The sequence below is a fragment of the Nocardioides sp. CCNWLW216 genome (assembly GCF_037120545.1).
In the GTDB taxonomy this organism is placed as follows: Bacteria; Actinomycetota; Actinomycetes; order Propionibacteriales; family Nocardioidaceae; genus Nocardioides; species Nocardioides lianchengensis.
In genome coordinates this window covers 10961-37208 of sequence record NZ_JBBBBJ010000001.1, presented here as the reverse complement: position 1 = coordinate 37208, position 26248 = coordinate 10961, and the positions used below count along the sequence as shown (strand labels likewise).

At 73.6% G+C, this 26248-nt stretch carries 16 protein-coding genes; 4 read left to right on the top strand and 12 right to left on the bottom strand.

Features of this window, described 5'->3' with window-relative positions; translation table 11 throughout:
- Positions 1 to 11: 11 nt before the first annotated feature.
- From V7S47_RS00105 to V7S47_RS00065, 9 genes are all read right to left on the bottom strand, one after another.
- Entirely contained in the window at positions 12 to 449 is a 438-nt protein-coding gene (locus V7S47_RS00105) for a GPW/gp25 family protein (protein WP_090859676.1), read from the bottom strand.
- Positions 449 to 2209: a phage baseplate assembly protein V gene (locus V7S47_RS00100; RefSeq protein ID WP_336559722.1), complete on the bottom strand. Its 1761-nt coding sequence runs from the start codon at positions 2207 to 2209 to the stop codon at positions 449 to 451. The genes V7S47_RS00105 and V7S47_RS00100 overlap by 1 nt, the downstream gene beginning before the upstream one ends.
- A complete protein-coding gene (locus V7S47_RS00095) occupies positions 2209 to 2865 on the bottom strand; it encodes a CIS tube protein (protein ID WP_090859680.1) in 657 nt (218 codons plus the stop codon). The genes V7S47_RS00100 and V7S47_RS00095 overlap by 1 nt, the downstream gene beginning before the upstream one ends.
- On the bottom strand, positions 2865 to 7091 hold the full coding sequence (locus V7S47_RS00090; RefSeq protein ID WP_336559721.1) for a hypothetical protein: 4227 nt from the start codon (positions 7089 to 7091) through the stop codon (positions 2865 to 2867). The genes V7S47_RS00095 and V7S47_RS00090 overlap by 1 nt, the downstream gene beginning before the upstream one ends.
- Positions 7092 to 7156: 65 nt before the next feature.
- The gene (locus V7S47_RS00085) at positions 7157 to 7633 is read right to left on the bottom strand and encodes a phage tail protein (RefSeq protein ID WP_090859684.1); all 477 of its coding nucleotides are present in this window, start codon (positions 7631 to 7633) and stop codon (positions 7157 to 7159) included.
- A complete protein-coding gene (locus V7S47_RS00080) occupies positions 7626 to 7799 on the bottom strand; it encodes a DUF6760 family protein (RefSeq protein WP_170867144.1) in 174 nt (57 codons plus the stop codon). The genes V7S47_RS00085 and V7S47_RS00080 overlap by 8 nt, the downstream gene beginning before the upstream one ends.
- Before the next feature lie 10 nt (positions 7800 to 7809).
- A complete protein-coding gene (locus V7S47_RS00075) occupies positions 7810 to 8346 on the bottom strand; it encodes a hypothetical protein (protein WP_336559720.1) in 537 nt (178 codons plus the stop codon).
- Positions 8347 to 8391: 45 nt separating this feature from the next.
- Complete coding sequence (locus V7S47_RS00070; RefSeq protein ID WP_090859686.1) at positions 8392 to 8862, bottom strand: phage tail protein; 471 nt, start codon at positions 8860 to 8862, stop codon at positions 8392 to 8394.
- 32 nt (positions 8863 to 8894) lie between these two features.
- The gene (locus V7S47_RS00065; protein WP_336559719.1) at positions 8895 to 10466 is read right to left on the bottom strand and encodes a phage tail sheath family protein; all 1572 of its coding nucleotides are present in this window, start codon (positions 10464 to 10466) and stop codon (positions 8895 to 8897) included.
- A 169-nt stretch (positions 10467 to 10635) separates the two neighbouring features.
- Between V7S47_RS00065 and V7S47_RS00060 the strand changes: the two genes are divergently transcribed.
- Positions 10636 to 11634: a helix-turn-helix domain-containing protein gene (locus V7S47_RS00060; RefSeq protein ID WP_336559718.1), complete on the top strand. Its 999-nt coding sequence runs from the start codon at positions 10636 to 10638 to the stop codon at positions 11632 to 11634.
- A 3-nt stretch (positions 11635 to 11637) separates the two neighbouring features.
- Here the strand turns inward: V7S47_RS00060 and V7S47_RS00055 are convergent, their stop codons facing one another.
- The 3 genes from V7S47_RS00055 to V7S47_RS00045 all read right to left on the bottom strand — a co-directional run bounded on the left by V7S47_RS00055 (position 11638) and on the right by V7S47_RS00045 (position 13136).
- Positions 11638 to 12027, bottom strand: coding sequence for a DUF4280 domain-containing protein (locus V7S47_RS00055; protein ID WP_336559717.1), 390 nt, complete (start codon positions 12025 to 12027; stop codon positions 11638 to 11640).
- Between the two features lie 69 nt (positions 12028 to 12096).
- Positions 12097 to 12573, bottom strand: coding sequence for a septum formation family protein (locus tag V7S47_RS00050; protein WP_336559716.1), 477 nt, complete (start codon positions 12571 to 12573; stop codon positions 12097 to 12099).
- Positions 12570 to 13136, bottom strand: a complete 567-nt coding sequence (locus V7S47_RS00045) for a DUF4255 domain-containing protein (RefSeq protein ID WP_336559715.1) — start codon at positions 13134 to 13136, stop codon at positions 12570 to 12572. Before V7S47_RS00045 ends, V7S47_RS00050 begins: the two co-directional genes overlap by 4 nt.
- Before the next feature lie 251 nt (positions 13137 to 13387).
- Between V7S47_RS00045 and V7S47_RS00040 the strand changes: the two genes are divergently transcribed.
- From V7S47_RS00040 to V7S47_RS00030, 3 genes are read left to right on the top strand one after another with little or no spacing between them, the layout of a single operon-like run.
- Positions 13388 to 15772, top strand: coding sequence for a carboxypeptidase-like regulatory domain-containing protein (locus V7S47_RS00040; RefSeq protein WP_336559714.1), 2385 nt, complete (start codon positions 13388 to 13390; stop codon positions 15770 to 15772).
- A 1-nt stretch (position 15773) separates the two neighbouring features.
- Positions 15774 to 18413, top strand: a complete 2640-nt coding sequence (locus V7S47_RS00035) for a carboxypeptidase regulatory-like domain-containing protein (protein WP_336559713.1) — start codon at positions 15774 to 15776, stop codon at positions 18411 to 18413.
- Complete coding sequence (locus V7S47_RS00030; protein ID WP_336559712.1) at positions 18406 to 24690, top strand: carboxypeptidase regulatory-like domain-containing protein; 6285 nt, start codon at positions 18406 to 18408, stop codon at positions 24688 to 24690. Before V7S47_RS00035 ends, V7S47_RS00030 begins: the two co-directional genes overlap by 8 nt.
- The last annotated feature ends 1558 nt before the right edge of the window (positions 24691 to 26248 follow it).

Sequence of the window (26248 nt, the reverse complement as noted above, 5' to 3'; positions counted from 1 at the left end):
GGGCTCGCTCTTCACTCGGCGTCGTGCGGGATGACGTAGAACGGGTAGACCAGGTTGCGCCGGTCGTTGGTGGCGCGCACCCGGTAGGTGATGCCGATCCGGACCAGGGAGGGGTTGTCCGCGTCCGGCTGCGGGTCGACGTCCTCGACGATCACCCGCGGCTCCCACTGGGCCAGCGCGTCGCGCACCGCCTGGGAGATCAGGCCGAGGAGGTTGGCGGTCACCGGCTCGAAGAGCAGGTCCCAGATCCGGCAGCCGAACTGGGGGCGCATCAGCCGCTCGCCCGGCGCGGTCATCAGCACGATCTCGATCGAGCGGTCCAGTTCGGGGATGCCGTCGGAGAGCCGGATCGAGCCGGTGTGGTCGACGCCCAGGGGCCAGCCGAACCCGCGGCCGACGAACAGGCTGCTGTCGCCGTCGTTGCTGCCGGGCAGCGCGATCTCGGACATCAGTTGATCGCCACCATCGCGCCCTTGATGGTCAGCGGACCGCCCGCCTCGACCTTGCCGGTCGCCGAGGCCTTGACCTCCACCTGGGCCCCCTCGAGGGACGCCTTGGTGTTGCCCTTGAGGCCGACCTCGGTGCCGCCGGAGACGTCGACCTTCTGCTTGGCCTTCAACGTGATGTTGTTGCCCTCGATCGTGACGTCGCCCGAGTCGCTGAACTTGATCGTGGCCTGGCCGTTGGTGATCGTCACCGGCTTCTTGTCGATCTCGATGTCGAACTTGTCCTCGCCCAGCCGGATCTTGTGCTTCTTGCCCTTGAGGGTGATCAGGATGTGCTGCTCGGCGGGCTGGTCGCCGTCGGCGAGCTCGATCAGGTGGCCCAGCCGCGAGGTGATCCGCCGGTACTTCACCTTGTTCTGGTCGACGTCGTCGGCGGTGGGCAGGCCCTTGTTCTTCGAGAACAGCCCGCCCAGGATCACCGGCCGGCGGGTGTCGCCCTGCTCGAAGGCGATCAGCACCTCGTCGTTGACCTCGGGGGTGAAGACCATGCCGCGCTTGTCGCCGCCGCCCAGGGTCACCAGGCGGGCCCAGTGGGACTCGACGTCGCCGGAGATCGTCGTGTACTTCACCTTGGCCCGGCCGATCTTGTCCGGGTCGGCCAGGTCGGTGACCAGGGCCGGCAGCACGCCGCTCATGGTCAGGCCCGGGTCGCGACGGCCGGCGCCGAGCACGTCGACCATGTCGGCCGGCCGGTGCGGACCGGCGGCGAACTTCGTGAGGAAGCCCTGGCTGTGGTTGTAGGTGTGCTCGACCTTCGAGACCAGGTAGCTGCCGGACGTGGGCCCGGCGTTGGCGACCTTGACCGTCACGCCGGGGGCGATCGCGGCGTTGGCCTCACCGGTGCCGCGGGCCAGCACCCCGGCGGCGCGCACGTCCGCCAGGAACGACTTGGCGAGCGTGGTGGCCTCGGCGGAGTCCAGCGGCGGCGGGTCGGCCACCAGGGCGTCCTTGCTCCAGCCGCGCGAGCCCGCCCCGCTGCGGCCGGGGACGTGGGTGACGAAGGTGGACTCAGCCGACGACTTCACCTCGGACTCGCCCTTGATCGCGGCCTGCTGCGACTGGTCCCAGCCGGTCACCGACACCTTGTCGGGGCCGCCGGCCGAGGCCTTCACGGAGAACGACCACAGCTGCGCCGTACCGAGCTCGACGTTGACCGTGGCGCTGGAGGTGCCGGCGGCCTGGACCTTGAGGCTGGTGCCCTCGACGAACCACACCAGGCCCGCGCGGGCGGCCAGCGCGTTGAGGTAGTCGAGGTCGGAGCCGGCCTGGAGGAGGTAGGGGTGCGAGCCGGTGGCGCCGCTGACCGAGGCGCTCAGCCCGGTGCCGGCGACCAGCTTGGAGATGATGTCGCTGTAGGTCTGGTTGAGGAACGCGCGGCTCTTGACGCTGCCGCCCATCCGGTGCGCCTTGTCGTCGACGGTGACGATGAGCTCGGGGGTGTGCAGGCCGTCCTGGTCGAGGGCGATCCCGGTGACCTCACCCTTGAACAGCGACTTCGTCCCGGCGAGGACCTCCACCTCCGCGCCCACCTTGAAGGCCGCCGAGGTGGCCAGCGCGTAGCCGTTGTCGACGAACCGCAGCGTTGAGCGACCGACCAGGCCGAGCGCGCGCTCGACCCGGACCGACACGAGGTTCTCCAGCCACTTCTGCGCCAGCGACGCGCCTTCGAGCTTGATGGACGGCGCGGTCAGGACGGCCGGCATCAGGCCTCCAGCCGCGGGATGTCGAGGAGCGCACCGGCCTTGATGGCCAGTGGGTCCTCGAGGCCGTTGGCGCTGGCCAGCACCCGCCAGCGGGTGGCGTCGCCGTAGTAGCGGGCGCTGATCCGGTCGAGGGTCTCCCCCGGCTGCACCCGGTGCACCCGGCTCGGGTTGGGGGTGCCGGACGTCGGGTTCTGCGGACCGAACGCGTTGGACCGCTCGTACTGCATCAGCTCCAGGTGCAGCTGCGCCCGCAGCGGCACGCCGGTCGAGGAGAAGTAGGTGAAGGTGAGTCGCAGGTCCTGGACGACGGCCTTGAACGAGTGCAGGTCGCCCCAGTGGAACGTCACCGTCGGTGGCCGCGCGTTGTTGGTGGTCTCGTCGGAGCCGGGCAGGCTCGGGTCGACCTCCATCAGGCCCAGGATCTTCCCGGTGTGGGCGGTGACCGCGGTGCCGACGTCGGTGGTGTCGAAGATCAGGTCGAGGGCCATCCAGCCGGAGCTGGCGCCGGCGTACTGCAGGGTCGGGACGCCCTTGCCGGGCATCGGGTTGGACACCCAGTTGTTGCGGCGCCCGATGCTGAGGGTCTCGGGGTTGTAGAGGCAGGGCACCCGGGTGCCGTCCTCGGTCTCCAGGAACGCCTTCTCGAGCTCGGCCATCAGAACGCCGCCCAGTCCTGGCGCCGACCGCGCCGCTCGAGCTCGTCGATGACGCGCTGCTCGACCCGCTCGACGACCGCGTCGACCAGGCCCTCCAGGGCCCCGCCGGGCTGCAGGGCCTCGCGGAAGCCGCCGTCGCCACCGCTGGAGATGGCGGTGGGGCTGGACTCCTCGAGCGTCGACAGGGAGCGACGGATCACCGGTCCGGAGGACGACGGGCCCCCGGCCGACCACGAGTGCTGCTGGTGACCGGACATGGAGGATCCTCCCTCGTCGAGGAGACGTCGTACGACGCCCTCGGGGACCGAGCTGAACAGGTGGGCGGTGGACTCGACCAGCGACTGCGGGGCGCCGCTCGGGCTGGTCGAGGAGGTGGACGGGCTGCTGGTCGCGCTGCTCGCCGGGGCGCTGCTCGCCGGGGTGCGGCGGGCGACGTCGGGGACGGGCGGGGCGTCGGACGCACCGTCGACCCGCGACGGGCTGATGCTGATCCGGGGCGGGGCCACGGTCATCCGGCTGATCCGGCCCGCCGGGGCCGCACCGGGTCCGCCGGTCGGACCGGCTCCGGGTGGGGCGATCAGGCCGACCGCCGGGACCGGCGGGGCGGAGTCGACCGAGCGGAGGACGGTGCCGGGGACCGTGACGGGACCGGGGACGGCGGCCGCCGGTGTCCACGGGCCGGCGCTGCTGGCCGCCGGTGCGGACGGCGACCCGGCAGGGGTACGACGCAGCACCTCGCCACCGCGGTCGGCACGGGCGAGCAGGCCGGGGACCGGGACGCCACCCGGGGTCGGCGGCGCGGCGTACGACGTCCGGGCCGCACCGAGCACCGGTCCGCCGGCCAGCGACGCGGAGGCGCTCGAGGCCGTGGAGCCGGGGGCGCCGGGGCGGGCCCAGCGGAGCACGGTGGTCGGCGAGGCCGCCGGGGTGGCCACCTCGCGGGGCGCGGCCGGGGTGGGGTAGAGCGGCGTCGAGGCGGTCGACGCGGCGGGGGTCGACGTGGCGCCGGTCGACGTGGCCGGGATCGACGTGGCCGGGGCGTTGCTCCGGCTCGCGTCGGCCGGGGCGGCCTGGGGGTTGATCGAACGTTCGATCAACCGCGCCGGCGCGGTCGCGGGGGCCGTAGACCCGGCCGGCGTCGTCGCCGAGCTGGCGGTGGCGGTGGCGGCCGCCGGGGTCGTCGGGCGGGCGGGGGCCCCGGCCGGGGCGCTGCCGGCGCCGGCCGCGGGAGCGGAGGCGCTGCGGCGCAGCGGCGCAGCGCTCGCGGCGGCGGCCCGGGCGGGCGCCGTACCGGAGCGCGGGGTCGGCGTGGTCAGCGGCCGAGTGGCCGCGCCCGAGGTGGTCGCGCCGGTGACCGGGCGGATCGCCTCGGCGCCGGCGAAGCCCGACGCCAGCGAACGGCGCGCGTCGACGCCGAAGGCCGTCCGGCGCCGCACGGTCATCAGTTCGGGCATCGCGATGGAGCCGCTGGTGGTCGCCGTGGCGGGTGAGAAGGACCCGGACAGCAGCGAGGCGACCGGACGAGGCGGCTCGCCGACCTGCTGGGTGGTGACGCGTCGGACCTGCTCGGGCGCCTGCTCGCGCGCCGGGGTGGACGGCGGGATGGACGCCGTCGTGGGCGACGGCGCGGGCGACGAGGTCGCGGCCGCTGGTGCCGCGACCGGGGTCGGGGTCGGGGTGGTTCCCGACGTCGCGGCGGGACCGACGGCCGGGCTGCGGCGGAGCTCCCCCGCGGTGGCCGGGCTGGGCGGAGCCGGGCTCGCGACCGCGGGACTCGACGCCCCCGGAGCGGCCGGGCGCGCGGTCGGCGAGGTGCTCGACGAGGTGGCAGCGGTGGGCGCACCCGACGCTGCCGGGGCCGGGGAGGTGGCCGGCGAGGTGGCCGGCGAGGTGGCCGGCGAGGTGGCCGGCGGCGGGGCGGAGGGACCGGCGGAGGCGGGGGTACGGCGTACCTCGGGCGGGGCGACGGCGACCGCCGGGGTGCTCGTGCGGGCGGCCGAGCTGCTGGAGGCCGGTGCCGGGGCGGACGCCGCAGCGGCGGCGATGCCCGGGGCGACCGCGGAGCGACGGACCTCGGTGGCGGGCCGGATCGCGGTGTCGGCGACCTCGGGGCTCCACATCCGGCGGATCGAGCGGGCGGTGGTGCGGAACAGGTTGCCGGGTGCGCCGCCGAGCGGGGCAGCCAGGACCTCGCGCGCGCTCCGCAGCAGGGTCGGGCCGGTTGCGGGCTCGGGCACGGTCGCCGACGCCGACGACGCGGCCGGGGCGGTCGACGCGGCGGCGGTGCCCGGGACGGTCGCGGACGCCGCCGGCGACGGCGCAGTCGCCGCGGCCCGCGCTGCCTCGGCCGCGGGGACGGGGACCGAGGGGTCGGCCGGCAGTCGGTGGATGGTGGGCCCGACGGCGGGGGCCGGGGTCGCCCCGGACGGCGCCGAGGCCGAGGGCGAGGTCGAGGCCGGAGCGGACGGCGCGGCCGGGCTGCTGCCGGCGACCGACGGGCCCGAGGTCGGGTCGGCGGCCGCGGACGGCGCGGCGGGGGCGGGGGTCGCCGACGGAGCCGGGGCAGACGCCGGCCCGGCGGTCGAACGACGGACCGGGCTCGCCGGCGCGGACGAGGGACCTGCGGCGGCCGAGGACGCCGGGACCGCGGTCGGACGCGCGGTGGCGGCGGGCGCCGTGCCCGGGGGCGCCGCGGCCGCGGCGGAAGCCGCAGCGGCCAACCGGCGCGTCTCGGCGGCCTGACGCATCACCACGCTGGTGGCGCCCCAGAGGTCGCGCCGCGACGAGGGGGCAGCGGCGTGGGAGCGGGAGATCAGGTCGGAGCCACCGGCGCGGATCGCCACCGGCGTCGAGACCCCGCTGGCCAGCGAGCGGTCGCCGGTGCTGGTCGACGCGGTCGCGAGCTGGTCGAGGGCCTGCGGGCCGCGGCCGGCGACGGGAGCCCGGCGGACGACGCTGCTGAACCGCGGCCGGGTCGGCGAGAGCTGCCAGGCCGACCGGCGGACCGCGGTCGTCGAGATGGCGGACGATGGCACGGACGTGCCCGACGCGCCCGATGTGCCGGACGAGGTCGGGACCGCGCTCGCGGGCGGACCGCCCGCAGCGGGCGCCGAGGGCGCGGCCGGGCCGGCCGGTGTGACCGGCATGGCCGGAGCAGCGGGCGCGGCGGAGCCGGCGCTCGGAGTGCGTCGTACGGCGGGAGCCGGACCGGCCGGGGCCGACGGCACGGCCGCCGATGCGCCAGCAGCGGAGCCGGACGGCGCGGAAGCGGTCGGAGCAGGCGGGACGGAGGGCACACCGGGAGTCGACGACAGCGGAGCCGTCGGAGTGGGAGCCGTCGGGGTGGGAGCCGTCGGGGCGGCAGCCGCGGGACCGGCGGTCGGACCGCCGCGCTCACCCTCGGGGCCGGACCCCGAGTCACCTGCGCTCGCCCGCGGACCGGAGGGACTCCCGCCGCCCGGCGACCGGGGGGCGGCCGGGGGCGTGGCGGGGCTGGGGGCGGGCGCCGAGGCGGCGGGCGGGGACGGCGGGGCGGGCGCGGGCGGCGCCGACGCCGCAGGGGTACGGCGGACCGGGGCCGGCGGGGGCGCGGACGGGCGGGCGGGCGCCATCGAGGCCGGGGCGGAGGCGGCGGCCTCGGCGTTCTTGCGGGCGACCGTGGCGGCGTGCAGCCGGGCCTGGTCGGCGGCCATCAGCATCGGGCCGGCCGCCACGGTCTCGGTGTGGCGGCGGACGTTGGCGACCTCGGCCTGCAGCCCGCCGACGATGCCGCCGGGACTCCAGCTCTGCTCGTTGGGGACCGACCGGGCGGCCCGGGGCAGCTCGCGGCCGCCCAACTGCTCGACCGGCACGGAGCGCGACGGCGCGAGCCAGCTCGGGGTCGACGACGCGGCGGCGACCGCGCGGCGCAGGCCGACGGCCCGACCGGGAGCAGCCGGCGCGGAGGCGGCGACCTCCGGCGAGGCCGGCATCGGGACCCACCAGCGCGGCGGACGGACGTAGCCCTCGAGCGAGGCGGTGGGATCGGGGCCGGCCAGCGCGCGCCGTACCTCGACCGGGCGGGAGGTGGCGGCGGCGAACCGGCTCACGCCGGAGGCCAGGCTGCCGATCCGCGACGGGAGCGGGCGACCCAACGGCGGGCCGGGCATCCGCATGCGACGCACCGCTGCCGCGCCCAACCAGTGGCTGGGCGCCTCGGGGGCGGTCTCGATCGTCGTCTCGCTCATGGTCACGCACAGCCTGCCACGGTCGGGGGTCCCAGGTCTGCGAACTCGGAAAGGTCCCGGACCGGCTAGGACTGGGTCTTGGCCCGGAAGCCGTGGTGGGTGATCTCCAGCTCCTCCTCGAGCGCGTCGCGGCTCTCGACGGAGAACTCGGGACCCTTCCAGCGCACGGGGAACACGTCGATCAGCTCCCAGGCCCGCAGCCGGGTGCCGTCGCCGCCGAGGGCGGTGATCGCGCCGGTGGACCGGGTCAGCTTGTTGCTCGACGCCGCGAAGCCCTCGCCGGAGGACTTGTTGAGCCAGTCGAAGAGCGCGTTGCTCTGGGTGATGCCGCGCTTGAAGACCACGTTGGGCCAGGTCATCCGGCCCGGGACGCGGTGGCTGAAGCCGTTCTGGCCGCCCTCGCGGAACTCCTCGACCCCGACGGTGACCTGCAGGCCGTGGATCTCGCGGAAGATGCCGAGCTCGACCCCGTCGAGCTCGAAGAGGAAGCGGGCAGCGGTCGGCAGATCACCGCCCAGCATCTGGGTCGCCGGGTCAGCCATGGTCACGCACCACCTGCCATGCTCGCTCGTTCAGGGAGACGACCGCGCGCACCATCCGCACGCGGTCCATGTGCTCGAGGTCGAGCAGCTCGTCGAGGCTCCAGTGCAGGTGGTACGCCAGGTAGGCGATCTCCTGCCACAGGGCGTCGGTCGGATAGCGCAGCATCCGGCGACGCCTACTGCGTCCGCCGCGGGAGCTCCTCGATGCCGCGACGCATGTGGGGCCGGGAGACCGTGGGCGGCGGCGTGGCCGCTGCCCCCGGCTCCGACTCGCCGTCGAGCCCGTCCGCGCCGTCGGACGCGCCGTCGGCGGCCGGCTCGGGCTCGGGTGCCGGCGTCGCTGCCGGGGCCGCCGCGGGGGCGGTCCCGAGCAGCGCGCTCGACTCCTGGGCGTTGATCAGGGCGTCGTACTCCTCCTGGCTCCCGAAGTTGATCACTCCGTAGAAGTCCTGGAGGAACGCGAGGTCGACGGCGAAGAGGCCTTCGATCTCGTGTGCGGTCACCATCTCGAGGCTGCCGAGCTTCTGGACCACCCGGGTCAGCACCAGGATGGTCAGGCGCGGGTCGTCGGGGCCGGTGATGCGCGGGTCGCGCAGCGGCTCCAGCTCGTCACGGGCGGTCGCCAGACGCATGGTGCCGGTCTTGTGCAGACCGCCGTCCTGGTCGACGTAGCCGCGCGGGAGGGTGAACTCGTACGACGTCTTGAGGGTCACGAACCCAGTATCACTTCTTCGTGGTGGTCCCCGAGGGGAACTGGCTCACTTGACCCGCTGGAGGCGCTCGATCACCAGGGTGATCGTCTCCTTCAGCGGGTCGTTGGAGTCAGCGGAGACGCCGTCGGTCGCGATCTTGCTCGGCCAGGCGCTGAAGAAGTTGAAGCGGCCGACCTCGGTGCCGACGACGTCGTACAGCACGATCGAGCCGTTCTTGCGGTTGTTCGTACGGTCGGCGGCCGCGAAGCCCTTGTCACGGACGTCCGTGAACCACTTCCAGATCGGGTCGCTCATGGCGTCCAGCGGAGCCATGCGGGTGATGGAGAGGTCAGCGACCTTGGTGGCGGTGCCACGGGTCTTGACCAGCTCGCTCATGCCGTTGGCGCCCACCTGGGTGGTCTCCACGACGTCGATCTCCTGCTCGAAGCCCGAGACGCCGGACAGCACGATCGCCACGTCGTCGATCTCGAGGAAGAAGTTCTGGGATACGACCGGGTCGGTCGAGATGAGGCTCATCTGTGTTCCTTATCTGTGAACAGGGGCGAAGGTCAGGAGGACTGCTTGTGCTGGGCGATGCGGAAGACCACGAACTCCGCGGGCTTCACCGGGGCGATACCGACCTCGACGATCAGCATGCCGGCGTCGACCGACTCCGGCGGGTTGGTCGAGGCGTCGCACTTGACGTAGAACGCCTGGTCGGCGCTCGCGCCGGACAGCGCGCCGGCGGTCCACAGACCGCGCAGGAAGCCGCTGACCGTGCGGTTGACGCCCTCCCACAGGGTGACGTCGTTGGGCTCGAAGACGGCCCACTGCGTGCCGCTGAGGATGGCGGTCTCCACCATGTTGAACAGGCGGCGGACGTTGATGTAGTTCCAGTCGGTGTCCGAGGCCAGGGTGCGGGCGCCCCAGATGCGGATGCCGCGGGTGCCGAACGGGCGGATGCAGTTGATGCCGATCGGGTTGAGCAGCGACTGCTCGTTCTGGGTGACGCTGCGCTCGATGTCGAGCACGCCGCGCATCGTGTCGTTGGCCGGGGCCTTCCACACGCCGCGGGTGTCGTCGGTGCGCGCCCAGACGCCGGCGATGTGGCCGGACGGGGGGATCAGGATCTCGTTGTCGCCGTTGGTCGGGTTCGGGTTCTCGACCTTGATCCAGGGGTAGTACAGCGCGGCGTAGGCCGAGTCGTACATCGCGACCTCGGAGCGCCACTCCTTGATCTGCTGCGGGTTGAAGCCCGGAGGGGAGTCGAGGATGGCCATCCGGTTGCCGTTCTGCTCGCAGTGCGAGATCAGGGCGGTCTGCACGGCCTTCCAGAGGCCGAGGTCGATCGACCCGTCCTCCTTGGTGGCGGCGGTGATCAGGTCGGGGACGACCACGATGGTGACGTCGTCGGCGACGGCGAGGCCGTTGATGCCGGCGCGGGCCGACTCGGAGCCGGCGAACTTGCGGCCGGTGACGGGGACCGGGACCGGCGCCTCCTTCTCCAGCGGGTAGACGCCCGGCTTGACGAGCTCGAGCTGGGCCGACAGGTCGGCGTCCTCGTCGAGGTTGAGCTCGATCTTGACCTTGGTGGAGGTCGCGTTGACCTTCGTCGCGACGTTGGAGTCGCCCTTGCCGAAGTCGAGGCCGGAGTACTCCTCGACGGGCGAGCCGCCCTCGAGGATGGTCAGCGTGAAGGTGGCGGCACCCTCGTCGTCGCTGTCACCGGCGTCGTCGGTCGAGATCGCGATGGCGATGTCGGCGTCGGGCTCGATGCTCTCGACGGCGACGGGCAGGCCGAGGGCGCGGTCCGAGGCGGGCAGCGCGGCCTTGGCGGGCGCACCGGCGGGCTCGGTGTTCGGGACCCGGCAGATGTAGGCGATCGAGCCGCCGTTGGCGAAGTAGCCGTAGACCGACAGCGGGAGCACGCAGCCGGGGGCGAACCCGCCGTACAGCGCCTCGAACTGGGTCCAGCTGGTGACCAGGCGGGGGGCCAGGCCCTGCGGGTCGTTCGCGTCGTCGGTGGGGAACGTCTCGGTGAAGCCGACGAAGGCGGCGACCGCCGTCGGGGCCGCGCTGAGGATCTTCTGAGAGGAGGCGACCTCCTCGATGTACACGCCCGGGGCGGTGTAGGTAGGCATGGGATCTCCGCTTGTCGAAAGGAAGGGGTGGAGCAAGAAGTTCTGCCGGACCAGATCCTTGATCCCCCTGGGGCCGTCCGGGCGAGAACGGCGCAACGTAGTCCGAAGTGACCACCCTTTTGTCCCGAAAGTCCTTTGCCGCGCCGCTCGGTGCGCGAGGATGCGGAGCGTGCTCACCGGCCCCCTGGACGACCCCCTGGACGCCGCGGCCCGCGCCGACCTGGATGCGCTCGCGACCTGCGGTCGACCCGCGATCGAGGTGCGCGCCCGGATCGTGCTCGCCGCGGCCGGTGGGGCCGGCGACGCCGCCGTCGCCGGGACCCTCGGGGTGAGCCGGCCGACCGTCACCACCTGGCGACGCCGGTACGACGAGGGCGGGATCGACGCGCTCCGCGACCGGCCCCGCGCCGGCCGTCGGCGGCACCTCGACGAGCGGGCCATCGTGACCGCGACGCTCGAGCCGCCGCCCCGGATGCTGCGCGCGACGCACTGGTCGGCGCGCCTGCTGGCCGGCCAGCTCGGCGTCGGGCACAGCACGGTGGCGCGCGCGTGGGCGTCGTACGGCGTCCGGCCGCACGGGAGCGAGACCTACCGGTTCGCCACCTCGCCCGAGCTGGTCGCACACGTCGCCGACGTCATCGGCGTCGCCGTCACCCCCGACGCCCGGATCCTCGCCCTGCGGGTCCACCCGACCGGCCGGCAGGGCCGGCACGTCCAGCGCGAGGCGGCCCGGGCGACCGGCATGGGCCCGATCGGCATGTACGTCGCACTGCGCGCCGCCCTCGACGACCCCGCCGCCCACGCCGCGCAGCCCTCCCCCGACCTCGGCCGGTTCCTGCAGGTCGTCGAGCGGGCGCACCTGACCGCCGAGCAGCGCGGCCCGACCCTCGCCCTGGTCGTCGACGACCCGGCCGTCCTGGAGCGTCCCGACCTCGCCCCGTGGGTCGCCGCCCACCCCCGCGTCGCCCGCCACCACGCCTCCGGCGCCGACGCCTGGCTCGACCTGGTCGAGGTCTGCCTGACCATCGTCGAGCACCCCGCGACCCAGCGCGGCGCCGACGGCTGCGTGCCCGAGCTCGACGAGCTGCTCCGCGGGGTCTCGCAGGACGGCGCGGGCCTCACCGCCCCGTTCGTCTGGACGTCGCGGATCCGGCCGCTGCGACGCTGAGGCTCAGCCGGCGGTGGTCCTCACGGCGCCGGTCATCGTCATGCTGACGACGCCGCCGAACGCGCAGCTGCAGGTCGAGCCGGAGACCAGGGCCGGCTTGCCGCCGATCGTGGTCTTGGCCGCACCGGGCGCCCAGGGACCGGCGATGGTCGGCACGCACGGCATCGGGGTGAGCACCCCGAGGGCGGCGGAGGTGGCGGCCGCGACGGTCGGGTTGGACATGCTGGTGCACATCCCGAACGGCATGACGTTGACCATCGGGGCGATGTCCATGATGGTGCCGGCCGGACGCCCCTCGATGGTCACCCGGCTGATCGGCAGGAAGCTCAACGACGACGGTGCGACGCCGAAGGAGCACGTCGCGATGGCTCCGGTCACGGCCGATGTGCCCACAGGGTCCTCCTCGATCGAACGTTCACGACGGTTCCTCGGCGACCATCGTGGCCCGGTTCCGCGCCGGTGTCACAGCTTCGAGCCCTTCACCGAGTCCTCGCGCTGCTCCCCGGTCGCGGCGATCAGGCAGATGACCGATCGGTCGTCCTCCTGCCAGCTGCGCGCCGAGGGCAGCAGGTAGGTGTAGAAGAGCGTGGAGTCGAGGTAGTCGACCCCGACGTAGGCCTTGAACTCCTGGGCGCACGCTCCGTCGGCGAACTTGGTCAGCGCCTCGTCGCCGGGGAACTCGTCGCTCGGCTCCTCCTCCCCGGCCGAGGCGAACCGGACGACGGCGTACGCCTCGTGGTCGTGGGGCTTGCCGCAGCTCACCTCCTCGAGGTCGCTGATCTGGGCCTCGACGTCCTCGGGGGCCAGGAAGCACTCCCCCGGCTTGATGGAGAAGACCGAGGCCTCGTCGTCGTCGCCGGAGCAGGCGCCCAGGAGGAGGGTCGTGGCGAGCAGGGGCAGCCCGGCCCGGAGGACCCGACGGTGGATCGCGGCTCTCATGGGGTGGCCCGGTCCATCCGATCGGCCATCGCGACGACCCGCTCGACCGACGGCGGCGCCTCGGTCCACGCGAACGAGTCGGTGCCGACGGTCACCTGCAGCGTCGTCGAGGCCTTGAGCTGGCCGCCGGCGGCGGTCCACAGCTCACGGGGCAGGCTGCGCTCATCACCGAGCGAGAGCGTGACCGAGGTCGTCATCGCGGCGGTCAGGAACTCGGCCGGCACGTGGTCGGCGGCCGCGAAGAGGCTGACCAGGTCGCCCAGCAGCTGGTGCTCGTCGCGCGGGCTGCCTGCCCAGGCACTCACCAGGTAGCCCAGCTGCACCATCGGCTGCGGCACCCGGCGCTGCGGCGACCCCTGGTCGGGCGTGCGGGTCATCTGGGAGCGCGACGGCTGGTTGCTGCGCTGCACGTCGTACAGGAAGAAGTTGACCGTGATCCGCGACAGCTGCGCCGACCAGTTGCCGGTCGGGGCGTCGAAGGCGACGTCGCCGATCTCCTCGGGAAGCGGGAGCCGCGCACGGACCAGCTTCTCCAGCCCGGAGTCGACGTTGCTGATGAACACCTGCGCGAGTCTGGCACGGACCGCTCGGCCGCACGGGCGAAATCGGCGGCGTCCCGCGCCCGACACGCGGACGACGAGTGGACTAGACACCTTTTTCGCCATTCCGCCACGCGCACAGATCAGCCTCCCTAGGCTGATCTGGCTCCCGCTCCCACGCACCGCACGCCCGCGAACCCTCGGTAGGTCACCGTGTCTCCCTCCACCTCGCTCCTCTGCGCGGTGGATCGACCCACCCCGGAGTGGGAGACGACGTGCGGGTAGCCACCGAGGACCGGGTCGTCCAGGCCGAGCCGGGGACCACCGTCGAGCTCGTGGTCGACGTCGTCAACACCAGCGACCTCATCGACGGCATCACCGCCCAGCTGATCGGCCTGCCCGACGCGACGGTGGTCGTCGAACCGCAGCTGCTCCCCCTCTTCCCGGGCGCCCAGGGCCAGATCCGGCTGACCATCGAGGTGCCGGCCACGCAGCCCGCCGGGTCGCACCCGTTGACCGTCGAGGTCGTCTCGCACGGCGCTGGATCGGTCAGCCAGCACGTCGACGTCGACCTGTCGGTCTCGGCGCGGCCCGCCGTACGCCTGGGGCGGACGCCGCACACCGTCCGCGGGCGGCGTACCGGTCGCTTCGTGCTCGACGTCGAGAACACCGGCAACACCGCCCTCGACGTGGCCCTCGACGCCGCCATCGAGGACAGCCGGACGACGGCTCGCTTCACCCCCCGCACCCTGCGCGTCGAGCCCGGCATCACCGCGCCCGCGATCCTGGTGCTCCGCGGCCCGCGGATGTTCACGGGGGCCGAGATCGACCGCACCGCCGCGATCAACCTGACCGCCCGGCGCACGAACGTCATCTCGGCGATGCAGGAGGCCGAGCAGGAGCCGGAGCTCGCGGCCAGCACCACCGTCGTGCTGCGTCAGCGCCCGACCGTCAGCCGGGGCGTGCTCACCGCGCTCGTGCTGATGCTCATCATCGGCCTGTGGGCCGCGGTCTTCCTGCTCGGCCTGACCCAGGTCCTCTCCGGCGACCCGCTCACCAAGACCGCTCCTGCCTCGTTCTTCCCCGTCAGCGCCGAGAGCGGCGCGGCGGAGGGCGACTCCGCCGCCGGCGGTGCCGGTGGCGGCGCAGCCGGGGGCGACGCGGCCGCCGCGGCACCGGCCGGAGCGATGCCGAAGGACGGCCTGCTGCCGCCGGGCGTGGGCGGCACCATCACCGGCACGGTCAGCGCCACCAGCAACGAGCTCCCCGTCGGCCGGATCCTCGTCGAGGCCTACCGCGACGGTCGCGACGGCATGATCGCCAAGCCGATCAGCTCGGCGGCCACCGAGACCGACGGCAGCTACGAGCTGCCCGGCCTCTACCCCACGTCGTACCGCCTGAAGTTCAGCGCGAAGGGCTTCGACCCGATCTGGTACCCCGCGCGCAACGCACCGCGGCGGGCCACCCAGGTCGCCGTCACGCCGCAGAAGAAGGTCGAGGGCATCAACGCCGTGGTCACCGGCCAGCCGGCGTCCATCTCCGGCTCGGTCGACCCCGGCTCCTCGCTGACGCCGGTCGAGGCCGTCGTCACCGCACGGCCCCTCGACATCCTCACGCCCGAGGGCCTGCCGGCCGGCGTCGTCGCGCGCACCACGACCACCGCAGGTGCCTACACGCTCACCGACCTGCCCGCACCGGCGACGTACGAGCTGGCCTTCCAGTTCGAGGGGTACGCCGTCAAGAAGGTCGTCACCGCCGTCTCGGGCGGCGAGCGGCGGCTGCAGCCGAGCGTGGTGCCCACCGCTGCGGCCGGCACCATCGCTGGCACGGTCACCGACGGGACCGGCAACGCCCTCGGCGGGGTGACCGTCTCCACCACCGTCGCGGGCGAGGACATCGCCATCGTGACCCCGACCGTCGGCACCGTCGGCGCCTTCACGCTCGGCAACCTGCCCACCCCGGGCACCTACGTCCTCACCTTCACCGCGGAGGGACGGGGCTCCACCTCGCAGGTCATCGAGCTGAGCGCGGGTCAGAACCGGCCGGGCCTGGCCGTCGACCTGGTCGCCGGCACCGGCAGCGTGACCGGGCGCCTGCTCGGGCCGGACGGCGAGGGACTCGGGGGCGCCACGGTCACCGTCGGCGGCGCGACGAGCATCCCGACCGCCGCCGACGGAGCCGGCGAGGCGACCGCTCTGGTGCCGACCGCGACGACGCTGACCACCGGCCCGCCCAGCTCGATCGGCACCTTCAGCATCAGCGGCCTCGCGGCCCCCGGCGAGTACACCGTGACCTTCACCCTGGAGGGCTACACCTCCCAGTCGGTCCCGATCGAGCTCGGCGCGAGCGGCCCGGGCCAGACCGTGGACGTCACCCTCACCAACGAGCTCGGCACCCTGTCCGGGATCGTCCAGAACGGCTCCACCCCGTACGCCGGCGCGACGATCACGGTGACCGACGGTCAGCGCATCTGGACGGCGACCTCCGGCGACCAGGGCAACGGCGACCTCAAGAGCGGCGGCTACCGCATCGACGGCCTGCCGCCGGGCAGCTACGCCGCGACCGTCACCGCACCGGGCATGCGGCAGCAGACCGCACTGGTGACCATCGTCGCCGGAGTCGAGACCAAGCAGGGCCTCCGCGTCCGGAAGGCGAGCTGACGTGCACGTCGAGATCACCCCGCGGCGCTTCGACGTCCACCCGGGCATCCCCCAGCCGGTCCAGGTCACCATCAGCAACACCGGCACCGTCATCGGTGGATACGCCGTCCGCGTGCTCGGCGCCGACCCCTCGTGGGTCACGCTGCCCGACGACGAGGTCTCGCTCTTCCCCGAGGAGAGCCGCACGCTCAGCGTGATGATCACCGTCCCCGAGGGGATGACCGCGGGCGAGCGGCGGCTCTCGGTGCAGGTGCGCGAGCTCACCCCGCCGGAGGAGAGCGTCGTCGAGGAGATCACCCTCGTCGTACCGGAGGCGGCGGCGACGAAGGTCCGCCTCGACCCGATGGCCATCCAGGCGGGTCGCACCGCCCGGCTCAACGTGCTGGTCGACAACACCGGCAACACCCCGATCCACCAGCGCCTGCACGGCCAGGACCCCGAGGGCCGGGTGCGCTTCCGCTTCGACCCGCCGGTGCTGCGGCTGGAGCCGGGCGAGCACGCCCTGGTCGACATGCGGGCGACGGCGAAGCAGCCCTTCCTCGGCAACCCGGTGGTCCGCCCGCTGGAGCTGCGCCTGGTCGATCCCGACTACGTGCCGATCGCGCCGCCGCCGGAGAAGAAGGACGACGAGCAGAAGCTCTCCCGGCCGACGCTGCGCCGCAAGCGGCCGGTGCCGCGCATCGACGACGAGGCGATCCCGATGATCGCCAACGCCACGTTCATCCAGAAGCCCCGGATCTCCCGGGGCCCGGTCTCTCTGCTCGGCCTGCTCCTCGCCGTGACGGTCTTCGCCATCGTGATCACGCTGTCGCTGTCGCGGATCGTGGGGCAGTCGGCCGCCGACCGCAACCTGGCCCTCGAGATCGCCGCCGCCCGCGACGCCGGCGCCGGCACCGGCACCGCCGGACTCGGCGGCACCGTCAAGCAGCTCACCTCGGGGGAGCCGGTCGAGAGCGTGACCGTCAGCGTCTTCGCCGCGGACGACACCGAGGCTCCACTGGCCACCGACGCCACCGACGCCACCGGTCGCTGGGAGGTCGGCAACCTGCCGGCCGGCGACTACAAGGTGACCTTCCGTGGCGCCGGCTTCGTGCAGGTCTGGTACCCCGCCGCGCTCGACGCCGCCGACGCCGAGACGGTGACCGTCGAGGCCGGCGCCCAGTCCCTCGGCCTCGACGTCAACCTCGGCGGCATCCCTGCCTCCATCTCCGGCACGATCGACGGCCCGGACGTCTCGGCCGCCACGCTCACCCTGCGGGTCCCGCTCAGCGGTCAGGCCGCGGCCGGCAGCACCGCGGGCACGCCGGGCACGGCCGCCAGCGCCGAGCAGGGTGCGGTCGTCATGTCGGTGCCCGTCGGGGACGACGGGACCTTCACCCTCGAGAACGTCCCGTCGCCGAGCGTCTACGACCTCGTCGTCTCCAAGCCCGGGTTCGCGACGTCCACGCAGTCGGTCGACGTCGCGGCCGGCGAGGCCCGCTCGGGGGTGGAGATCACGCTGCGCCAGGGCGACGGTCTGATCAGCGGCGTCGTGCGCTCGGCCGGTGGCCCGCTCGGTGGTGCGACGGTCACCGCGACGTCGGGCCAGACGACCGTCACGACGATGTCGGTCAGCAAGGTCGGGACCTTCACCCTGCGCGGCCTGCCCACCCCCGCGATGTTCTCGGTCGTCGTCAGCCTCGACGGCTACGCGTCCCAGACCGTGCGGGTGACCCTCGACGACGGCCAGCGGCTCTCCGGGGTCGGCGCCACGCTCTCCAGCTCGTCGGGCAAGCTCTCCGGCCGGGTCCTCACTGCGGCCGACGAGCAGCCGGCCTCGGGCGTCCTGGTCTCGGTCACCAACGGCCAGCAGACGGTGCAGACCGCGACGACCAGCCCGTCGGAGGACAGCGACGGCGGCAAGTGGAGCGTCAGCGGCCTCACGCTGCCGGGCAGCTACACCGTCACCTTCAGCAGGCCCGACCTCGCGCCGCAGATCTCCGCCCTGAGGCTCAACGCCGAGGGACGGATCGTGGAGCCGGACGGCACGACCCTCGAGACCGCGCGCGACGTCCAGATGCGCTCGGCCACCGCCGTCGTGCAGGGCACCGTCCTGCAGGAGCAGCGGCCGACGGCGGCCAACCCCCGGCCCGCCGCCCTCCCGGTCGGTGAGGCGACGGTGACGCTGTCGTCGAACACCTCGACCTACACCGTCACCACCGCCAGCGTCCCGCAGCGCAACGCCGGGCAGTACCGCCTGGCCGGTATCCCGCCCGGCACCTACACGCTGAGCATCAGCCGCAACGGCGTCAGCCCTGTCTCCGACCCCATCAAGGTGGACGCGGGCACGCCGTACAACAAGACGACGACGCTCTCGGTCGCTGCGTCGGTCAAGGTGCAGGCCGTCCGCGCCAACGGCGCCTCGGTCGGACCGGGCTGGATCGTGGAGCTCTACCGCTACGACGAGTACAACCGCGTCGTCTACCGGACCGGCGTGACCGGCCAGGACGGCACCTACACCTTCCAGGACGTGGACGCCCCCGAGGCCTACATCGTCCAGGTGATGCCGGTCCGCGGCAGCACCGCACGAGGGTCGAAGACGATCAGCATCGACGCCAGTCAGGCGTTGACGACCAAGGTAGAGGCCCGCTCCGATGGCTGACAGCCCGCACTCCGGACCCGAGCCGCGGCCCCTCGTCGGAGTGGCGGCGCAGGTCGGCACCGCCGCCGACGTGGCCCTCACCCTCCGGGTCGCCGTCACCAACGCGGCGGCGCTCCCCCGGGTGCTCTCCGTGGCCGTCGTCGGCATCGACGCCGCGTGGACCCAGGGCCCCGTGCGCACCGAGGTGCTCGCCCCCGGCGCGTCCGCCGTGGTCGAGCTGCCGCTGCACCCCCCGCTGGGCACCCTGCCGGCGAGCTACCCGATGGTGGTCGCGGCCCAGGCTCTCGACGTCGCCACCGGCCGGCCCTCGGGAGCGCCGACCGGCAGCGCCGAGTCGGTGCTCGTCGTCAACCCGCGCAGCCAGCTGGCGGTCGACCTCAAGCCGCGTCAGGTCCGGGTGATCGGCTCGCGCCGCTTCACGGTCGAGCTGAGCAACACCGGCGCCGTCGCCTCCACGGTGCAGCTGCAGCTGAAGTCCACCTCGCACGTCGCCTTCTCGTTGCAGCGCGACAAGGTGAAGATCAAGCCCGGCGCCACGGTCAGCGTCCGCGGCCGCGCCCGCGTCAAGCGCCCGACCATGGTCGGACCGCGCTCGGTGCACTCGTTCACCCTCAGCGCCCGCGGGTCGGAGGCGGTCAAGCACGTCGACGGTCAGGTGCTCCAGCGCTCGCTGGTCGGGCCGTCCGTCCTGAAGGCGCTCTGCCTGCTCCTCGTCCTGGCGGTGTGGGCCGGGGCGGCGATCGTCTTCATCCCCGCGCTCGCCGAGAAGGTGCGGAGCACCTCGGAGGAGACCGCGGCGGCGGAGGGTCCCGGCGGCGACTCCTCCGAGGACGGGGGCGACAGCGGCAAGGACGGCGGCTCGGACGGCGGCTCGGAGGACGAGAAGGGCGAGGCCGAGCCGGCGAAGGCCGACGAGAAGAAGGGCCTGCAGCTCAGCGGGACCGTCGCGGGCGAGCGTCCGGACGGCGTCGCGGTACGCCTCGAGAAGACCTCCCTGGTCGACGAGCAGGCCGAGGGGGCGCAGGGCGTCGGCGTCCCCGACGACACCCTCGACGGCACCGGCATGCGACTGGCCTCCGCGCTGCTGCGCAGCGCGCCCGAGCGCGCGTTCCGCGACCGCAACGTCCAGACCGCCGCTGACGGGTCCTGGGCGTTCCCCGCGGTCGAGACCCCGGGCTACTACCTGGTCAGCTTCAGCAAGCCCGGCTACCAGACCCAGCGCTTCGTCGTCGACTCCAGCAGCGCGGCGGCCGCCGAGCCGCTCGAGGTCGACCTGAAGGCCGGCGAGGGCTCGCTCTCGGGCCGCATCACCGACCAGGACGGCAAGCCCGAGGGTGGCGCCACCGTCACCATCACCGACGGCACCAACACCGCGGTGACCAGCAGCAACTCCGAGGGCGACGTCGGCGCCTGGTCGATCGAGGGCCTCTCGACCCCCAGCACCTACGTCGTCACCGCCACCCAGCACGACATGAGCAGCGAGGCCCGCGTCGTCGCCCTCGCCGCGGGCGGCACCGCCACAGCCGACCTGAAGCTGGCCGCGGGGGTGACCACCCTCCAGGGCGCCGTGACCGGCCCGGCCCTGAACGGGGGCACTACCGGCGTCGGGGGCATCACCATCAGCGTCACCGACGGCAAGGGCGACGTGCGCACGGCCACGACCCTCACCCAGAGCCCGGTCGGCACCTACGCCCTGCCCGGCCTGCCGGCCCCCGGCACGTACGCCGTCACCGCCAGCGGCATGGGCTTCCAGGCCCAGACCCACCGCCTGCGGCTCAAGCGCGGCCAGGCCGCGGCCACGGTCGACTTCGACCTCGCCTCCTCGACGGCTCGGCTGAGTGGTCGGGTCCTCACCACCAACGCCTCCGGCACCTGGGTGGGCCGGCCCAACGCCGGGCTCACCCTGAGCAACGCCGAGCACAGCTACAAGACGATGAGCACCAACGGCGACAGCGGGAAGGGCCAGCGCAGCGGGGACTACGAGTTCACCGGCGTCGTGCCCGGCGACTACATCCTGACGACGCGCTACTTCGGCAAGAAGACCGTCCACCAGAACGTCGAGGTCGCCACCGGCGACAGCAAGCCGTGGAACGTCCGGCTCGGCGACGACGGCTCCGACGGCCTGACCGCCACCTCGACGATCGAGGGCTCGGCCATCGACATCAGCACCCAGCTCCCCCTCCCGGCCACCGTCTGCGCGACCGCGGACCCCTGCCTCACGGCCACGGTCCGGCAGCCGAAGATGCCCGAGACCACCCCCGAGACCTACGACGAGTACAAGACGAAGTTCTCGCCGGGTGCCAACTACCTGCTCCCCGACCCGGAGATCGACCCGGGCGCCGGTCTGCGCCCCGGCCTGCACACGGTGACGATCAGCGCCCCGGGCTACGAGATCGGCACCGTCGACGTGGAGCTCGGTGTCGCGACCGCCGCGACCGCCCCGCTCGCCCAGCTCTACCCGGCGCCGGTCGTGCGCGGCACGATCACCTCGCCGTACTCCGGCACCCACCCGGTCAGCTGCGTGTGGATCCTGAAGGGCAAGAAGCTCATCGGGGACACGACCGCCCTCGGCGAGTGCAACGCGAACCCGGCCACGAGCCCGTGCAAGACGGCGGTGCAGCAGATCACGGAGGCCTCCGCCCGGGAAGAGCAGTGGTGCGCGCTCAGCGACGCCTCGGGCAACTACAGCGTCCAGGTCCCGACCACCGGCGACTACACCCTCTGGGTCCAGCCGCAGGCCGTCGACTACCTCGACGCGCCCCCCGAGCACCTGCACCTCGACCGTGGTCAGGTGCTGCCCAAGGACATCTCGATCCGGCGGTACGGCGTCCTGAAGCTCACCGTGCTGCGTCCCGGCCCCGGCGACGCGATGGTGCCCGTGACCGACAAGGTCCTCGACATCAGCCACACCCGCCTCTTCCCCGACGAGCTCAAGACCGACGGGCTGGGCCAGGTGGAGGTCACCGGCCTGCTGCCCGACCAGGCCTACACGATCGGCGGCAGCTACGAGGTCAAGGGCTCCGGTGCCGGCACCCCGGTGCTGGCGACGATGACCGGGTCGCTGACCCGGACGGTGCCGATCGACGGCGTCGTGACCGCCCGGCTGCGCCTCACCGACCCGCTGCCCGGCGTGGTCGGTCGGGTGACCAGCAGCGTCGACGACCTCCAGGAGCCCTGGACCCCCCAGAGCCTGAAGAACGCCACGGTCACGCTGCAGATCGCTTCGTCGTACGACGGCGACGAGCTCACCGACAGCGTCCGCTACGAGACGATCACGGTCTCGTCCGACGAGCTGGGCTGCTTCGGCATCGCGTCGACGACCGTGCCGACCCGCGTCGCGCCCTGCACCAACGACCGGCTCCGGGACCTGGTGTGGGACCCCGGCACCCTCTCGTCCGGAGTGCCGATCGCCACCAACCGGGTCAAGGTGCTCAGCATCAACGCCGACGGCTACCTCCCCCTTCCGGTCGCCCAGACCCAGGACGTGGAGTTCTCCACGGCCGGCGTCACCTCCTTCGTGCTCGACCCCAAGCCGATCGACTTCGCCGCGACCATCGGCATCGACCCCGCGACGCCGACCAGTGCCGACATCGACCTGGACTGGGACAAGGTGCAGCTCCGCGTCGACGACAAGCCCGCCGCCTCCGGTGACGTCAAGCTCGACGTCACCGCCACCGACGACGACGCCACTCGAGGCGCCGTCACCCTGACCGATCCCTCGCTCCCGTCCGGCCAGGTGCTGCCCGGCACCTACCGCGTCACCGTCGACGGACTCGACGACTACCAGCCGGTCACCGCCGACCTGGTGTGCCGTCCCGGCGCCGACCGATGCCTCTGGAAGGACGCCGGCGACGGCATCCTCAGGATCCAGGAGCTCGGCTCGCTGAAGCTCCGGCTCCAGGGCGCGACGTACCCGCAGAGCGCGGGCCCGGTGGACCTGGGCGACGACCACCAGGTCAGCCTGGCGATCCCCCCGACCCAGGACGTCCCCCTCCGCAGCACCACCGACGACAGCATCGCCACCTTCACCCGGCTCGCGCCGGGCACCTACGACGCGGACGAGTACCTCCTGTCCACCGAGGTCGGTGGCTACACGCCGGGCACCAGCGCCGGTGACACCCTCGCGGTGCGGTGCCCCGCGCCGGGCGGCGGCACCACGTCGGCGATCAAGATCGAGCCCGGTACGCCGACCAGCTGCACCGTGGTGCTGACGAAGAAGCTGGGCTCGATCAGCGGCACCCTCAAGGGCCTGATGGCCCCCGACGGCACCGCTCCGGAGGACCTCGACGACGCGGGGACCGTCGGCCCCGGCGAGGAGCCGAACTACGAGCACCTCGGCAACGTCACGCTGACCCTCGAGCGGTGCCAGGACGACGCGACCGCCTGCGACGCGCTGGACACGTCCTTCCCCGCGCGGACCCGTGTCACCGCCCTCACCACGGGCACCCCGCGGACCGGCGGCACCTTCACCTTCGCGGAGGTCGGCCCGAACGAGCGCGGCCTCCCGGAGGGCGACTACCTCCTGAGCGTCAAGAGCGGCGCCGTCCCGGCGGGCTACTCCCGCCCGCAGACCCCGCCGCGGGGCACGATCGTCACCCTCGACGGCGGTCAGGAGCGCGCGAACGTCGACGTCCCGCTCTACGCCTCGACGGTCGACCTCGTCGTCACGGTGACCGACGACACCGGCGCTCCCGTCAGCGGCGCGGACGTCGTCCTGCACCGGCGCGCGATGAACCTGCCCCGTGACTCGGGCAAGGAGACCGTGCCGGTGAAGTCCGGCAACGTCTACACCTTCGCCGACGTGGTCCCGGGCTGGGCGACCGTCCTCGTCGACGCCCCCGGTCTGACCCTCACCGAGCAGCGGGTCCGCATCCTCACCAACCGGGCCGGCCAGAGCCAGGACCTGGCGATGCCGGTGCAGCGGCCCCGCGGCGCGGCGACCGGCGTGGTGACCACCACCGCGCCCGACACCGGCAGCACCGCCGTCCGCGGTGCCGCGGTCACGCTGACCTGTGCCGAGGACGACGGTCCCGACGACGCCTTCTGCCCCGACGACGAGCCGGCCATCGACCTCGACGGCACCCCGCTGTCGACCACGACCGACACGGACGGGCGCTTCACGTTCACCAACGTCGCCGTCGGTCGCTACGTGGTGACCTACGGCAAGCGAGGCTACGGCGCCGCCGCCCCGGTCGAGGTGGACATCACCGCCAGCGACCCGTCCGCTCCGGTCCCCGTGACCGTCACGACGGTGCCCCTCAGCGGCAACGGCCGTCAGGTGACCGTCACCCTCACGTCCAGCCACGACGACCCGGACGGCGTGCTCGCCGCGACCACGGTCACCGTCACCGGCCGTCCCGGCACGCCCGGCACCTTCACCAGCACCGTTCAGCGGGCGGCCGACGGCACCTACGCCGTCACCTTCGACAACCTGCGCTGGGGGTGCTACGACGTCACCCTCACCACCCCCTCCGCCTGGCGGGGCGCCATCACGGGGCCGACCGGCTCGCCCACGCAGGACGACCTGGAGTGCGGTGACGCCGATCTCGTCGTACCCGACACGACGGGCGGCGACATCGCCCTCGCCTACGGCCTGTCCAGCGGTCTGCTCCAGTGGTCCCTCGAGACCGTGCAGAAGCCCGCCGGCCACCTGCGCCCGACGACGGTGCTCGACATCGACCAGACCGACGGGTCCTACGAGACGCAGGTGACGGTCGACGACCCCCTCGTCACCACCGGCAAGCTGTTCGTGCCCGCGGGCACCTACCAGATCACGGCCTCGGTCCCCGACGACGACGCCGACTACTGGACCGTCGACCAGCCCGCGCCGGTGACCGTGGCGGACGGCGAGGACGGCGAGCTGCGCATGGCCCGGTTCACCGAGACGTTCTTCACCATCGTGGTGTCGGTCGCCGGTCTCACCGACCCCGCCTCGAACGACGAGGCCGAGATCCGCTACCTCGCCGGCACGGGTCAGAGCGGTGTCGCTCCGGCCGACAACTCGAAGACCACGGTCAACGGCACGACGACGTTGTCCCTGCCGCGCGGCAACTGGCAGATCCGGGGCGCGTGGCCTGCCGGCCCGGGCAACGTCTACATCAACGTCACGACCGACGGTGACCACCAGGTGGTGATCCAGCCCTTCAACTCCGGGCTCGTCGCCCCGGCGGCGCCCACGGCCGAGGGCGCCTCCACCCCGCCCACGACCGCGCCGTCGGCGCCGGAGCCCGCTCCGTCGTCCACGCCCCCGAGTCCCACCGCCACCCCGACGCCCTGACGCCCCGCGCCCGGACGACGGCGACCGACCACCTGGAGGACACCCGGTGAACCGCCGACTGCTCACGCTCGCGCTCACCACCGGACTGCTGCTCGGCGGCGGGCCGGTGGTGGCGCTGCCGACGGCCGCCGCCGACCCCGCCCCGATCACGACCGCGACCGCGCTCGTCGCCACCCCGACGACGACCCCCGTCGGCGGTGACGTGGTCCTGGCCGCCACGGTCTCCACCACCGCCGACGGCCGCCCCGCCGGCACCGTCACCTTCCACCGCATCGGCGCCGCGGACACCAGCGGCGACGTGGTCGAGACCCTGCCCGCCACCGGACCCACCGCCGACTCCGCGACCATCAGCACGACCGTGCGCCCCGACGGCGCCGGCAGCACCGGCTACTCCGCGACCTACGCCCCCGCCACCGCGACCTGGGCCGCCAGCGACGACGACGCGAGCGTGACGGTGGTCGAGACCGTGAAGATCTCCGTGACGGTCCCCACCGCCGTCGGACGCGGCACCCAGCAGCCGATCACGATCGCCGCCACCGACCTGCGGGCGGGGCACGTGGGCTCCCCGGTCGCCGGCACCGGGACCGTCGACGTCGGCAGCGGCACCGTCCCGGACCTGACCTGGGAGGACGGCGCCACCACCTTCTCGTACGACGCCGCGACCCTCGGGCAGCAGAGCGTGAAGGTCCTCTTCACCCCGAGCGACACGACCACCTTCGGGCGGCCCACCCGGGTGACCCAGCCGTTCGAGGTCGTGGTCCACGACACCGAGACCTCGCTCAGCGGGGCGCCGGCGAGCCCGCTGGCCGGCAGCGACCTCGTGCTCACCGCCACGGTCTCCTCCCCCGGCGGCGTCCCCGCCGGCAAGGTGCTGTTCACCCGTTCCGACGCCGAGGCCGGGGACGCCCCCCTGGAGATCGCGCTCCCGACCTCCGGCGAGGGGGTCGGCACCGACTCGGCCACCGTGTCCACGACCGTCCGGCCCCGGCGCCACGGAGCGCTGTCGTACGACGCGACGTACCGGCCCGCCGACGGCTCCGCCTGGGACGGCAGCGTGGCCACCACGCTCGACGTCACGGCCGCGGCCCGCACCGCGAAGGCGACGGTCACGATCACGCCGCGACCCGCGGTCCAGGGCCGGCGGAGCATCGTCACGGTCACAGCGGTGGACAAGGTCGGAGGGCTCGGCGTCGCGCCCGACGCCGACGCCACGCTCCTCGAGATCGGCGGCGACCCGGTCGAGCTGGAATGGACCGGCACGACCGGCCTCGGCGAGTACACCCCGGCCGAGACCGGCGACCTCGACGTCACGCTCGACTTCGTCGCCGCTTCCCCCCTCTTCGGCCCCTCGGAGGTCCCGACCGACGAGAAGCTGCACGTCGTCGCGCCCACGCTCACGTCCCTCGCCCTCGACCACGACCGGCCCCTGGTGAGGAACCGCCTGAGCGTCGTCGCCGAGGTCACCTCGTCGGGAGCCGGCCGGCCCGACGGCCAGGTCCAGCTGGTTCGGATCGGCGACCCCGCCGACCCCCTCGACGACGAGGTGGTCGACACGGAC